Below are 14,041 nucleotides of genomic sequence, written 5' to 3'. Positions count from 1 at the left end.
GGGTGGTCGTCACCCGGTCATCCTGGCTCAGATCCAGCTCGGCAACCACATCCGCAGCAGCCACGCCGCGTGCGAGATCCGCTGGGCCGACCACACGGGATAGAAGAACGCGAAGGTCACCACCGCGGCCACCACGATGCTGCCGGCGGCAAGGCCACCTCGCCGTCGGCGGCCCGGGGCGGCGTCCGGGGGGCCGAGCAACAGGCCCAGGGCGTAGGTGATCGCCAGCACCACGTAGGGCACGAAGGCCACGGTGTAGAACGTGAAGACGGTGCGCTCCTGATAGGCGAACCAGGGCAGGTACCCGGCGGCGATCCCGGCCAACACGGCCCCGGCCCGTCCATCCCGTCCGAGCAGCCAGGCCACCAGCACGACCGCGATCGCCACCGTGCCCACCCACCAGATGACCGGGTTGCCCAGGAGGTCACGGCCCGGACACACCGGTCATGGGGGCAGGGGGTGGTTCCCGGCGGTCCATTCCAGGTAGGCGATCGAGGTGGGCCGACCCTGGACCAGCCACGACCACGGGTTGGACATGTAGGCGTGCTCGGAGGTGATCGAGATCGCTGCCCGGTACATCTCCAGGTGGAGCTGGGCCAGCGAACGGAACCAGTCGGGCGCCTGCCCGGCCCATCCGGTCCCGGGATGGTCGGCCGCCCAGGCCCGGCCGTAGCCGTGGGTGCTGCGGATCCACCCGGTCCAGGTCATCAGGTAGGTCAGCGCCGCGATGGGCAGGATCTGCACGGCGGCCGCCGTGCCGTCGCGCAGCAGGCCGATGCCGAGCCAGTGGCGGGCTCCCGCTGCCCGCCGCGCGGCGACGTCCCAGAGCACCGTGGCCAGACAGAACACGGCGGTGAAGTACAGCCCCGACCACTTGGTGGCGGTGCAGCAGCCCAGGCAGACCCCGGCCGCCAGGCGCCACCAGCGCAGTCCACGGCCCGGACCGAACCGGGTCGGCCCCGAGCCAGGAGCCGGGCGCGGGCGCGGTCCCGGTCGATCAGCAGGCACCCGAAGGCGGCCAGGCCCAGAACATGACCATGATGTCGAGCACCGCGATCCGGCTGAGGGTGAAGTGCGTCCCGTCGACCGCGCAGCAGCAGCGCGGCGGTGGTGCCCAGCAGGGCCGAACCGAACAACCGGGTGGCGATCCGGCCCAGCATCAGGATGGACAGGCTGCCGAGCAGCGCCACGCCGAACCGCCAGCCGAACGGGGACGTGCCGTCGCCGAACAACCACGTGCCCGCGCCGATCACCCACTTCCCCAGGGGCGGGTGCACGCCGAAGTCGGGCCGGGAGGGTCGAAGATGTCGCTGCTGCCGGTCTCGAGGAGCTTGTTGGCGGCCAGCATCTGGGCCTCGTTGTCCTTGCCCAGGCTCGGTTTCAGGAAGACCTCGACCCCGAACCGGGTCAGACTGAGCCCCTCCTTGACGTAGTAGGTCTCGTCGAAGGCGATCCAGGGGTGGCCGGTCGAGGTGCCAGAACCGCAGGAAGCCGCCGATCACGGCGACGGTGAGCGGACCGAGCCAACCCCACAACCGTGGGTCCGGCCGGATCGTCACCGAGCCATCCCTGGGTGGGTGGTCAGGGTGCCGAGCCCGGGGCCGGCACGACATGATGCCGAACGTGACACTCGACGGTGACGTACCGGGGCCGGGCCGGCTGATCCTGGCGGCGACGCCCATCGGCGACCCGGACGACGCCCCGCCGCGGTTGCGCAGCCTGCTCGCCTCCGCCGACGTGGTCGCTGCCGAGGACACCCGGCGGCTGCGGCGACTGGCGGCGGCCCTGGGCATCACGCCGTCCGGGCGGGTGGTCAGCTACCACGAGCACAACGAGGCCGAGCGCTCGACCGAACTCGTCGAGGCCGCCCGCCATGGGGCCACGGTCGTGGTCGTCACCGATGCCGGCATGCCCAGCGTGTCCGACCCGGGGCTGCGTGCGGTGCGCGGCGGCCGATGCCGGGGTGGCGGTGACTGCCGTCCCGGGGCCGTCCGCGGTGTTGACCGCGCTGGCGCTGTCGGGGCTGGCTACCGATCGGTTCTGTTTCGAGGGGTTCCTGCCGCGCAAGGCCGGCCCTCGGATGCGGGCGCTGCAGGCGCTGGCCACCGAACCGCGCACCATGATCTTCTTCGAGGCTCCGCATCGCGCCGCACCCACATTGGCCGCGATGGCCACGGCCTTCGGCGACGACCGGCCGGCGGCGGCCTGCCGCGAGATGACCAAGACGAATGAGGAGGTGCGTCGCGAACCGTTGCAGGCGCTGGCCGAGGGCCGCGTCGCGCCGGTGCTCGGTGAGCTGACCATCGTCGTCGGTGGTCATGCTGCGCCGCGGCGCAGGCGGTGGACGTCGAGGCGCTCGCCGAGAAGGTCGGACCCGGGTGGCGGCCGGTGAACGGCTCAAGGCGGCGGTGGCGGCGGAGGCCGAACGGGCCGGAGTGAGCAAGCGCGACCTGTACAACGAGGTCACCCGCACCCCCACCCCGTGATCATGCAATCCGTGCACGCTCGTGAACGGATTCACGAGCGTGCACGGATTGCATGATCACCGGGTGGGTTCGGGGTGGCGGGGTCGCCTCGGTGTCGCGTCGGGTTGCTGCGCGTCAGGGCGCCCGGCCACAGTCCCTAGACTGCCGGGTATGACCCACGTGCTCTCCGCGGTGGCCTGGCCCTACGCCAACGGCCCCCGCCACATCGGCCATGTCGCCGGATTCGGCGTTCCTCCGACGTGTTCAGCCGGTACATGCGAATGGCCGGCCACGACGTGCTGATGGTGTCGGGAACCGATGAGCACGGCACCGCGATCCAGGTGCAGGCCGAGAAGGAGGGGTGACCCCAAGCAGCTCGCCGACCGGTACAACCGCATGATCGTCGAGGACCTGCACGGTCTCGGGTTGGCCTACGACCTGTTCACCCGCACCACGACCGGCAACCACTACGCCGTGGCGCAGGAGTTGTTCCGGGTCTGCCACCGCAACGGTTACATGGTCGAGCAGACCACCACCGGCGCGATCTCGCCGTCCACCGGTCGGACGCTGCCCGACCGCTACATCGAGGGCACCTGCCCGATCTGTGGCTACGACGGCGCCCGTGGAGACCAGTGCGACAACTGCGGCAACCAGCTGGATGCCGCCGAGTTGAAGAACCCGCGCAGCCGGATCAACGGTGAGACGCCGAAGTTCATCGAGACCCAGCACTTCTTCCTCGATCTGCCGGCGCTGGCCGAGACGCTCGGCACGTGGTTGTCGGCGCACAAGGACAGCGGAGCTTGGCGACCCAATGTCCTCAAGTTCAGCCTCAACCTGCTCGACGACATCCGGCCGCGGGCGATGACGCGCGACATCGACTGGGGCATCCCGGTGCCGTTGGACGGGTGGCTCGAGAACCCCAACAAGCGGCTGTACGTCTGGTTCGACGCGGTCATCGGATATCTGTCGGCCTCGATCGAGTGGGCGCGGCGTACCGGGGACGACGACGCGTGGCGCGCGTGGTGGAACGACCCGGATGCGCGCTCCTACTACTTCATGGGCAAGGACAACATCACCTTCCACTCCCAGATCTGGCCCGCGGAGCTGCTCGGCTACGCCGGCAAGGGGATCTCGCGGTGGCAAGCCGGGGGTGTACGGCGAACTGAACCTGCCCACCGAGGTGGTCAGCAGTGAGTACCTGACCATGGAGGGCAAGCAGTTCTCGTCCTCGCGGGGTGTGGTGATCTACGTCCGGGACGTCCTGGAGCGCTACCAGCCCGATGCCCTGCGGTACTTCATCGCGGTGGCCGGGCCGGAGAGCCAGGACACCGACTTCACCTGGACCGAGTTCGTCCGACGGACCAATGACGAACTGGTGGCGGGCTGGGGCAACCTGGTCAACCGCACCGCATCGATGATCCACAAGAACCTGGGCGCGATCCCGGCCGCGGGGAGTTGACCGACGCCGACCGGGCACTGCTCGGCTCGACGTCCGCCGGGTTCACCACCGTGGGCGATCTGCTCGCCGACAACCGGCAGAAGCACGCCGTGACCGAGGCCATGCGCATCGTCGGCGAGGCCAACAAGTACCTGTCCGATCAGGCGCCGTGGAAGTTGAAGAACGAGGACCCCGAGCGCATGAAGACGGTGCTCCACGTTGCGGCACAGGCGATCTCGGACTGCCGGACGCAGTTGTCACCGTTCCTGCCGTTCAGCGGCCAGCAGGTTCACGAGACGTTCGGTGGCACCGGAACCGTCTCGCCGATGCCCGAGATCCGTGAGGTCACCGACCTGGACGGCGCGTGGGACGCCGCCGAGTACCCGGTGCTGATGGGGGACTATCGCCGAGGCGAGACGCTGAGTGCCTGGGAGTCGACCCCCGTCGTCCCGGGGACCCCGGTCGCTGCCCCGACGCCCATCTTCCGCAAGCTCGACGACTCGGTCGTCGAAGAGGAGATCGCCCGCCTGACCACCCCTGACACCCCGCATGAGCAGGTCGGGGTGGGGTCAGGCGAGGGCCTGATCCAGGTCGGAGCGGAGGTCCTCGACGTCCTCGAGGCCCACCGACAACCGCAGCATCGCCTCGTTCGGGCGGGCCGCGGCGTCCACGGGTCGATGAGTCAGCCCCGCGGGGTGCTCGATCAGGGAGTCGACACCACCCAGGGACACGGCGTGGGTGATCAGTCGCACCCGTCGGGTCACGGTCTCGGCTGCGGGGTATCCGCCGCGCAACTCGAACGACAGCAGGGATCCTGGTCCGGCCATCTGATGGCCGACCAGACCGAGCGGGTCGCACTCCTTCAGCCCCGGGTACCGCACGGCGGCCACCGCGGGGTGCGCGGTGAGCCAGACCGCCAGGTCGGCGGCGCTCTGCTGTGCCGCCCGCACCCGGACCGGCAGGGTCTGCAGCCCGCGGTGCAGCTGGTAGGCGGCCATCGGGTGCAGCAGCCCACCGGTGACGGCGCGTATCTGGCGCAATCGCTCGGCCCAGGCCGGCGTCGCGGCCACGACCCCACCCATGGCGTCGCCGTGGCCACCGAGGAACTTGGTGGCCGAGTGCAGCACGAGTGTGGCGCCGAATGCCTTGGGCCGCTGCAGGATCGGGGTGGCGAAGGTGTTGTCCACCAGCACCGGGACGTCACCGGCCGCGGCCACCAGGGCGCGCAGGTCGACCAGGTCCAGGCTCGGGTTGGCCGGCGTCTCGACGACCACCAGCGCGGTATCCGGGCGGATCGCCGCGGCCACGCTGTCGGGGCCGTCGCCGGTGGCCTTCGCCCAGGTGACCTCGGTGCCCAGCAGTCCGGTGGCCAGCACGTGATCGGTGCCACCGTAGAGCGGCCGGACGGCGACCACGTGCCGCCGGCCGGAGGTCACCGCGGCGAGCAGCGTGGCGGTCAGGGCTGCCATGCCCGTGGCGAACGCCACCGCATCGTCGAAGCCCTCCGAGTCGGGCCAGGGCCAGCTCGAACCGAGCGACGGTGGGATTCCACAATCGCTGGTACACCAGCGGATCGTGCGGTCGAGGTGGCCGGCCCGTGGCCATGTGGTCGTAGGCCTCACCACCGGCAACCACCGAGGGCAGCGGGTAGGTGGTGGACAGGTCGATCGGGGGGACGTGGACACCCGACGCCGTCAGGTCCTCACGCCCGGCATGGACGGCGGCCGTGTCCGGCCGGTGGTCGTCCGGCCCGGCGTCGGCGTCTGTGATGGAGGAAAGCGCCATGAGCCCACGATGAGCATTGCGAGGCGATCGGCCAAGAGTTCCGCAGAATCTGCGGGATCCGGTGTGTCGAGCGAAGGATCCTCGATTCGGGCTCGCCTACCGTGGTGACATGCCGCAGGACGCACGACAGCTCACCCCGGGCGGCGCCGCGCCAGGTGCCCCGCTTGGATGCGATCGACATCGCCATCGTGGCGGCACTCGTCGAGGACGGTCGGTTGTCGAACGTGGCGCTGGCGCATCGGGTGGGCCTCGCCGAGTCGACCTGCATCGGTCGGGTGCGATCGCTGCGCGACCGCGGGGTCATCCGGGCCTTCACGGCGCAGGTGGATCTGGCCTGGTTCGGCCTGAGTGTCCAGGCCATGGTGGCGGTGCGCTTCGCGGGCCATCTGCGCCGTGACGTGGAGGCCTTCGCGGTCCAGGTGGCGGCTCTGCCCGGGGTGATCGCGGTACACAACATCAGCGGTGCCGACGACTTCCTGGTGCACGTCGCGGCGTCCGGGCCTGACGCTCTGCGTGACTTCGTGTTGGACAACATCACCGGTCGCACCGGGGTGGCGCATGTCGAGACCAGCTTGATCTTCCAGACCACCTTGGGTGGCCAGGTGGTGCCGAGCCGGCCCGTCGAGTCTCGATAGGGTGGTTCGGTGACGATGCCGGATTCCCTGGAACCCGCTGTGCCCCAGCCTCTGCCGGTCGCCGTGGTGGACAATCACACTCACCTCGACCACGTGCGCCGCGGGGATGTGCCGTTGACCCTGGACCAGGCGATCGCCGCTGCCGAGGCGGTCAACGTCACCCGGTTGGTGCAGATCGGCTGCGACCTGGACTCGGCGCGGTGGAGTGTGGACGTCGCCGCGCGGCGTCCGCAGGTCGTGGCCGGGGTGTCGCTGCATCCTACGCAAGCGTCGAAAATCGTTGCGGAGCAAGGTGGATCGGCGTTGCGCGAGGCGTTCGCCGACATCGAGGCGCTCGCCACGCACCCGCGGGTGCGCGTCATCGGTGAGACCGGGCTGGATCACTACTGGGTTCCCGCCGACGACACCGAAGGTCGTGCCGCACAGGAGGAGTCGTTCCGGTTTCACATCGATCTCGCCAAGCGCACGGGCAAGGTGCTGCAGATCCACGACCGGGATGCCCACGACGACGTGCTGCGGGTGCTGGCCGAGGAGGGCGCCCCGGAACGCACGGTGTTCCACTGCTTCTCGGGGTCGGAACAGATGGCACGGGTCTGCGCCGAGGCCGGGTGGTACCTGTCGTTCGCCGGCCCGCTCACCTTCGCCAATGCCGACCCGCTGCGGGCCGCACTGCGCGCAGTGAGCCCGGAACAGGTTCTGGTCGAGACCGATGCGCCGTATCTGACGCCGCACCCACACCGGGGCAAGCGCAATGCCAGCTACTTGATGCCGTTGACGGTGCGCCGCATGGCCGCCGGAGTGGCAGCTGGACGACGCGGCCTTGTGTGCCCGGCTGAACGCGACCTCGGAGGCGTTGTACGGCCCTTGGTGAAGCGGCCCACGACCTGCTGAATTGAGGGGAAACGCCGCGAGCAGTTGCCTGTTTGTAACACTTTTCTGTGACATGGGTAACATCCGCACAACCCCCTGACCTGCAGCGACTACAGCCAGCGCCCCGAAATTCCGAAAAGATGTCCGTTCTGGCCGTTGGAGCAAAGTTGCCGAACCGTTACGGTGTTCCGCGGAACAGCCGGGGTCGGCCGATCCCGGGACAGCGCAGCCGAAACGGAGCACCACGCAACCCAACAGGTCGTGGGGTATCTGATGCAGGCCGCGGGGCAAGGACGTCCCGCTCGGGGGTAAGTCGTCGTCCCGTGGTCGCCCGTGCCCGGACCACTTTCGAGGTCTGGGTGACGTGCTCGATTTCCTCAGCCATCGCTCAGGTCGGCTGCTGGCGCAAGGTGCCGTTCTCACGGGCGTCATCGCCGCAACCCTGGCGTTCGCCGACGCCGGTTCCCTGATCGGCTCGCTCGACAGGGGCACGGCCCAGGTTCAGCTGGCCGATGCCGCTCAATCCGCCGCCGCAGCCGACCTGGCGCACCCGCCGGCAGCGGCCGGTGCACAGATCACGCTCGCCGCCGACGGCACGACCCGCAGCATCACCACGAAAGCCCTCACCGTGGCCGACCTGCTCGCCGAGCAGCACGTGGCCCTGGGCCGGGCCGACCAGCTCAGCGTGCCGGGCACCGCCAAGGTCGTCCCGGGCATGACCATCGGCGTCGTCCGGGTCAGCACCCGGCGCGTGGTGGCCACCGAGCCACTGCCGTTCCGCACCACCAAGACCAAGACCTCGGCGCTGAAGCTGGGCGCCACCAAGGTGGTCACCGAGGGCGTTCCCGGCGAGCAGCGGGTCACGTATCTGCTCACCTACGCGGACGGCAAGCAGGTCGGCCGCACCCGGCTGTCGGCCGAGGTCAGCAAGCAGCCGGTGGTCGCCAAGATCCAGGTGGGTTCGGCGCCCAAGCTCGCCGTCCCCAAGACCAGCAGCGGCAACACCGGCTCGTCGGGTTCCTCGGGCTCGGGGACCTCGTCCACGACCGGGACCAAGGCCGACGGTCTCAACTGGGCCGCCCTGGCCAAGTGCGAGTCCAGCGGCAACCCGCGCGCCGTCAATCCGGCCGGCTACTACGGCCTCTACCAGTTCAGCCTGTCCACCTGGCGCTCGGTGGGTGGCTCCGGCAACCCGATCGACGCCTCACCGGCCGAGCAGCTCAAGCGGGCCAAGATCCTCTACAACAAGGCCGGTGCCGGCCAGTGGGGATGCGGTCGTCACCTGTTCGACTGACGCTGATCCGAGCTGACGCTGATCCGAGCGCAGAGCGCGACACACGAGAGCCCCGGTTCGATGGGAGACCATCGAGCCGGGGCTCTCGCCGTGAGTGGGGCGCGGAGGGCAGGTCAGGACACCGTGTTGGCGCTGATGCTCGACTGACTGTCGGAGGTGAAGATGGCCTGGCCGGCGTTGTTCTTCAGGGTGTTGCCGGTGACCACGGTGCCCACGTCCTGGTACATCGCGATGCCGGCGCCCGACTCGCCGTACTTGCCGGCCTTCAGGGTTGCGGTGACGGTGTTGCCCCGCACGGTGGTGTTCTTCGAGCCCGAGGTCACGTAGATCCCCACGCCGTGGCTGCGGGTCACGGTGTTGCCCTCGACCCTCACCCCGGTGGCGTCCGAGATCAGGATGCCCTCACGTTGCCGGGTGGCCCCGGCGTCCAATCCGTTGTTGTCGACGGTGTTGCCGCGCAGCACGACGGTGCTGATCGTCGAGGTGGACCGGAACGCGTCGTTCATGCCGATCGAGATTCCGTCGACGGTGTTGTCCGAGATGGTGTTGTTCAGCACCTGCACATTGCGGACGTGCTGGTTGCCGTTGGGTTCGAGGTCGATGCCCGATCCGGCGCCGCCCGGCTCGGACAGGGTGTGGCTGAACACCGAGTCGCGGATCACCATGCCGTTGACATCCACGACCGACAGACCTTGGCGACGGTTGTGATCGGCGCGCACCCGGCACAGCGTGATGTTCGCCGAGGTGGTGCCACCGACGTAGAACCCGTCGCCCCAGGCCTGGACGGCGGCCACCGAGTCGATCGTGACCGAGCGGGCGTCGACGATCGAGATGCCGTGACCCCACTGCCCGTCGGTGCCCTGGTGACGGCCGAGGTCACCCTCCACCGTGCCCCCGACGACCGCGACGTTCGAGACGTCCTGGATGCGGATCAGGTTGTAGTTGCCGCTGCTGGTGGCGATGGCGCGCAGCACCGAGCCCGAGGACAGCCGCAGCGTCGTCGAGCTCTTCGGCCGCACTCCGCGCGTCGCATTGATCATGTAGACGCCGTCGGGCACCACCACGGTGCCGCCACTGGGCACCGCGTCGAGGGCCGCCTGAATGGTCGCGGTGTCGTCGCCGCTGTCACCGGGCTTGGCGCCCTTGCTCGTCACGTCCACCACGGCCGAGGAGCCCGGCGCCGGCGCGCAGGCCCCGCCCGTGGCCGGCGCGGCCGGCGCGGCCGGCGCGGCCGGCGCGGTGGTCTTCGGGGGCGTCGAGGCGGTCGCTGCCGGGCTCGTCGGCGCCGGGCTGTCGGACGGCGAGCCGCCCGGTGCGCTGCCGGACGGGACCGCGGCGGATGGCAGGACACTCGGCGTCGCCGACGAGGTCGGTACCTGGCCAGGCGGAGCCACGGTGGGCGCCCCGGCCGTCGGAGACGGCGGGGTGGTGGGGCGCGTCGGATGACGCCACTTACCTCGGTCGTGGCCTTGCGTGATCGGTCGCACGGTCGGCCGGCGTGACGCGCTCCGGTGCTCGGACGAGGAAGAGTGATGGGCGAGCACGGTGGTGATCTGGCCGCGGTCGAGGTGCGTCGAGATGGCCGCGAGGGTCGCCCCCACGGCACCTACAGCGACGACGCCAGAGATCCAACGACGCGTGTGCATGGTGATATCTGTGCCTCCGGGCAAAGGTGCGGCGGCCCCCGAGAGCCGCCGCTGACGCACATCCTGCGCCGTCGTCCGTCATGACAGGCTCAACCCGATGACAAGATCCCGTCGACCTCGAACAACACTCCTGACCTGCGATGATCTGCCAGGCTGTCACCATGCCCGACGCCCCCGGCAGCCCTGCCGACAGCTCGACCGGTGAGGTTGCCGTCGGCGCTGACGGCACTTCTGCCGAGGCGCTGCTCGGTGTCGGGGACATCCGGGCGCTGGCCCACGAGTTCGGCGTCCGGCCCACCAAAGTGCTCGGACAGAACTTCGTCGTCGACGCCAACACGGTTCGTCGGATCGTGCGCCGCAGCGGGGTGCAGCCCGACGACGTGGTGCTCGAGGTCGGCCCGGGCCTCGGCTCCCTCACGTTGGCTCTGCTGGACGCCGCGGCGCGGGTGATCGCGGTCGAGATCGACCCGGTGCTCGCCGCCGCGTTGCCACGCACGGTTGCCGCGCGTCGTCCGGACGCCGCCGCGCGCCTGGACGTCCTGACGGCAGACGCGCTGCGGATCGAGGCGGCCGACCTGCCGGTGCCCCCGACCGCGCTGGTGGCCAACCTGCCGTACAACGTGGCGGTGCCGGTGCTGCTGACCGCGCTGGAACGGCTGCCGAGCCTGCGCCACGGCCTGGTCATGGTGCAGGCCGAGGTGGCCGATCGGTTGGCCGCCACCCCGGGCGACAAGGTCTACGGCGTGCCCTCGGCCAAGGCCGCCTGGTATGCCGACGTCCGCCGGGCCGGGCCGGTACCGCGCAGCGTGTTCTGGCCGGTGCCCAATGTCGACTCCGCCCTGGTCGCGTTCACGCGCCGGGCCGAACCGGTCACCCGCGCGACGCGCGAGCAGGTGTTCGCCTGCATCGACGCCGCCTTCGCCCAGCGGCGCAAGACGCTGCGTGCGGCCCTGGCGGGCTGGGCCGGATCGGCTGCGGCGGCCGAGTCGTCGTTGCGCGCAGCCGGCATCGACCCCACGAGGCGGGGCGAGCAACTGACCGTCACGGATTTCGCGGCGGTGACGGCGGCAGCCCGCGGCTAGGGTGGGCTCGTGGCCCCGACGCGTGCAGTGACCGTCCGGGCGCCCGCGAAGATCAACCTCGAACTGCGGGTGGGGGCGCCCCGCGAGGACGGCTTCCACGAGCTGGCCACGGTGTTCCAGGCCGTCTCGTTGGCCGACGACGTCACCGTGCGCGCCACCGGCGGCCGGCTGGACGACGGCATCGAGGTCACCCTGGACGGCGATGCCGGTGGCGCGGGCGTGCCGGAGGGCGCCGTCCCGCTGGACGAGAACAACCTGGCGGTGCGCGCCGTCCGGCTGCTGGCCGAGCACACCGGCGTGGACGAGGGCGTGGCGATCCACATCCGCAAGCGGATCCCGGTGGCGGGTGGCATGGCCGGCGGTTCGGCGGACGGCGCAGCCGCGCTCTTGGCCGCCGACGTGCTCTGGCACGCCGGCGCCAGCCGTGACCTGTTGCGCGCCCTGGCCGCCGAACTGGGTTCGGACGTGCCGTTCCCGCTGCTCGGGGGTACCGCCATCGGCACCGGCCGAGGTGAACAGCTCACGGCGGCCATGGCTCGTGGCAGCTACACCTGGGTGGTGGCGACCAGCGACCAGGGGCTGTCGACCCCGTCGGTGTTCGCCGAGATCGACCGGCTGCGAGCCGGTCGGGTGCTGCCCGAACCGCGGGTGGCCGAGCAGCTGATGGCGGCCCTGCGCTCGGGCAACGCCCGCGCCCTGGGCAACCTGCTGGCCAACGATCTGCAGGCCGCGGCGTGCTCGCTTCGACCCGACCTGGAACAGACCCTGGAGGTGGGCCGTGAGGCCGCTGCGCTCGGGGGGCTGGTCTCGGGCAGCGGGCCGACCGTGGTGTTCCTGGTGCGCGACGGCGAGCACGCGCTCGACCTGAGCGCCAGTCTGCTGAGCGCCGAGGTGGCCGAGCAGGTCTTCACCGTGACCGGGCCGGTCCACGGCGCTCGCGTCGTCGAGGAGCGCCCGTGATCGAGGAGTGTTCGTGATCAGGGAGTGTTCGTGGCCCACCTGCTGAACGTCGAGGGGGTCGGCGTTGTCCATGGGGCTCGGGCCGTGCTCGACGGGGTCTCGCTGGGTCTGGACGACGGGATGCGCATCGGCGTCGTCGGGCGCAACGGTGACGGCAAGTCGACCCTGCTGCGTGTCATGGCCCGCGAGCAGGAGCCGGACGCCGGGCGGGTGACCCACACCCGCGACATCCGGCTGGGGTTGCTGCACCAGAGTGACGAGGCGGGCGAGACCACCGTGCGGCACCTCGTCCTGGGCGACGCCCCCGATCATGTCTGGGCCGCCGATGCGCTGGCGCGCGACGTGGTCGCCGGATTGCTGGGCGGACTGGACGCGGCCGAGGTCGGTGGCCTGGATGCCACCCTGGCCCGGCTGTCCGGCGGCCAGCGGCGCCGGGTGGCGCTCGCCGCGCTGCTCGCCCGGCCGCACGACGTCCTGCTGCTCGACGAACCCACCAACCACCTGGACGTCGAGGGCGTGGCCTGGCTGGCGACGCACCTGCGCTCGCGCTGGCCCGCCGGGCGGGGCGCGCTGGCGGTGGTGACCCACGACCGGTGGTTCCTGGACGCCGTGTGCGAACGCACCTGGGAGGTACACGACGGGGTCGTCGACTCCTTCGAGGGCGGCTATGCGGCCTACGTGTTGGCCCGGGCCGAGCGCTCGCGGATCGCGGCGACCACCGAGGAACGGCGGCAGAACCTGTTGCGCAAGGAGCTGGCCTGGCTGCGGCGTGGCCCGCCGGCCCGGACCAGCAAGCCGCGATTCCGGATCGATGCCGCCACGGCCCTGATCGCCAACGAGCCGCCGGCGCGGGACAGCCTCGAGCTGACCCGCATGGCCACGGCGCGCCTGGGCAAGGACGTCATCGACATCGAGGACGTCACGGTGTCGGTCGGTGCCGGCGAGGCGGCGAGGGTGCTGCTCGACGGTGTCACCTGGCGGCTGGCGCCCGGGGGAGCGGGTCGGCCTGGTCGGGGTCAACGGGGCCGGCAAGACCACGTTGCTGCGGCTGTTACTGGGTGAGATCACTCCGGTGGCGGGACGGGTCAAGCGCGGCAAGACCGTGGTGACCGCGATGCTCTCGCAGGACGTCCGCGAACTGGACGACGTCGCCGACCTGCGGGTGGGCGAGGCGGTCGAGAAGGTGCGCGGCACGGTGCGCATCGGTGATCGCGACGTCACCGCCGGCCAGATGCTCGAGCGGCTGGGCTTCGCCAAGGAACGGATCTGGACGCCGGTCGCCGAACTGTCCGGTGGCGAGCGGCGCCGGTTGCAGTTGCTGCGGCTGCTCATGGGCGAGCCCAATGTGCTGATGCTCGACGAGCCGACCAACGACCTCGACACCGACACCCTGGCGGCGATCGAGGACACCCTCGACTCCTGGCCCGGCACCCTGGTGGTGGTCTCGCACGACCGCTACCTGCTGGAGCGGGTGACCGATCACCAACTGGCCCTGCTGGGCGACGGTGCGCTGCGTGACCTGCCCGGTGGGGTGGAGCAGTATCTCGAATTGCGTTCTGCCGCCTTGGCTTCACCGAGTCGGGCCGAACGCGCGGCGGCCTCGGCGCCGTCCACCGCAGCGTCGGCGTCCTCGGCGCGCCCACCGTCGACCCCGCGGCGCAACGGGCAGCCCGCAAGGACATGGCCCGTCTCGAGCGTCAGCTGTCACGGCTGTCGGGCCAGGAGGAGAAGCTGCACGCGCGCATGGCCGAGCAGGCCGGTGATCACACGGTGCTGATGGCCCTCGATGTCGAACTGCGAGCCCTGCACGCCGAACGTACTGCGCTCGAAGAGGAATGGCTCACCGCTGCCGAACTCGTCGACTGA

At 70.7% G+C, this 14,041-nt stretch carries 6 protein-coding genes and 6 pseudogenes; 9 read left to right on the top strand and 3 right to left on the bottom strand.

From position 1 onward, the window contains the following. Positions 1 to 27 precede the first annotated feature (27 nt). A pseudogene (locus tag IPK24_21985) lies at positions 28 to 1,613 on the bottom strand (phospholipid carrier-dependent glycosyltransferase). 1 nt (position 1,614) lies between these two features. On the opposite strand from IPK24_21985, the pseudogene rsmI reads away from it, so the two are divergent. Together rsmI and IPK24_21975 are read left to right on the top strand one after the other, a co-directional pair. Further along, positions 1,615 to 2,392 (top strand): annotated as a pseudogene (rsmI, locus tag IPK24_21980) (16S rRNA (cytidine(1402)-2'-O)-methyltransferase). A 244-nt stretch (positions 2,393 to 2,636) separates the two neighbouring features. Further along, positions 2,637 to 4,433, top strand: a pseudogene (locus IPK24_21975) (methionine--tRNA ligase). Positions 4,434 to 4,472: 39 nt separating this feature from the next. Here the strand turns inward: IPK24_21975 and IPK24_21970 are convergent. Further along, a pseudogene (locus tag IPK24_21970) lies at positions 4,473 to 5,688 on the bottom strand (PLP-dependent transferase). A 104-nt stretch (positions 5,689 to 5,792) separates the two neighbouring features. Here IPK24_21970 and IPK24_21965 point away from each other — a divergent pair. The 3 genes and pseudogenes from IPK24_21965 (at position 5,793) to IPK24_21955 (ending at position 8,487) form a co-directional block, all read left to right on the top strand. After that, positions 5,793 to 6,323: an Lrp/AsnC family transcriptional regulator gene (locus IPK24_21965; GenBank protein ID MBK8078149.1), complete on the top strand. Its 531-nt coding sequence runs from the start codon at positions 5,793 to 5,795 to the stop codon at positions 6,321 to 6,323. A gap of 15 nt (positions 6,324 to 6,338) precedes the next feature. Beyond that, positions 6,339 to 7,194, top strand: a pseudogene (locus IPK24_21960) (TatD family hydrolase). 363 nt (positions 7,195 to 7,557) lie between these two features. Further along, positions 7,558 to 8,487 carry a transglycosylase family protein gene (locus IPK24_21955; protein MBK8078148.1) on the top strand — a complete coding sequence of 310 codons (930 nt, stop codon included), beginning with the start codon at positions 7,558 to 7,560 and terminating at the stop codon, positions 8,485 to 8,487. Positions 8,488 to 8,600: 113 nt separating this feature from the next. Here the strand turns inward: IPK24_21955 and IPK24_21950 are convergent, their stop codons facing one another. Beyond that, on the bottom strand, positions 8,601 to 9,641 hold the full coding sequence (locus IPK24_21950; protein ID MBK8078147.1) for a right-handed parallel beta-helix repeat-containing protein: 1,041 nt from the start codon (positions 9,639 to 9,641) through the stop codon (positions 8,601 to 8,603). Between IPK24_21950 and IPK24_21945 the strand changes: the two genes are divergently transcribed. The 4 genes and pseudogenes from IPK24_21945 (at position 9,631) to IPK24_21930 (ending at position 14,041) form a co-directional block, all read left to right on the top strand. After that, positions 9,631 to 9,933, top strand: a complete 303-nt coding sequence (locus IPK24_21945) for a hypothetical protein (GenBank protein ID MBK8078146.1) — start codon at positions 9,631 to 9,633, stop codon at positions 9,931 to 9,933. The genes IPK24_21950 and IPK24_21945 overlap by 11 nt on opposite strands. Before the next feature lie 361 nt (positions 9,934 to 10,294). Beyond that, entirely contained in the window at positions 10,295 to 11,215 is a 921-nt protein-coding gene (gene rsmA / locus IPK24_21940; GenBank protein ID MBK8078145.1) for a 16S rRNA (adenine(1518)-N(6)/adenine(1519)-N(6))-dimethyltransferase RsmA, read from the top strand. A gap of 9 nt (positions 11,216 to 11,224) precedes the next feature. Next, entirely contained in the window at positions 11,225 to 12,175 is a 951-nt protein-coding gene (locus IPK24_21935) for a 4-(cytidine 5'-diphospho)-2-C-methyl-D-erythritol kinase (protein MBK8078144.1), read from the top strand. Positions 12,176 to 12,205: 30 nt separating this feature from the next. Then, positions 12,206 to 14,041, top strand: a pseudogene (locus tag IPK24_21930) (ABC-F family ATP-binding cassette domain-containing protein).

The sequence above is a fragment of the Kineosporiaceae bacterium genome (genome assembly GCA_016713225.1).
In the GTDB taxonomy this organism is placed as follows: domain Bacteria; phylum Actinomycetota; class Actinomycetes; order Actinomycetales; family Kineosporiaceae; genus JADJPO01.
The sequence above is the reverse complement of the archived record's forward strand: the minus strand, read 5'-3'. Positions and strand labels throughout refer to the sequence as shown.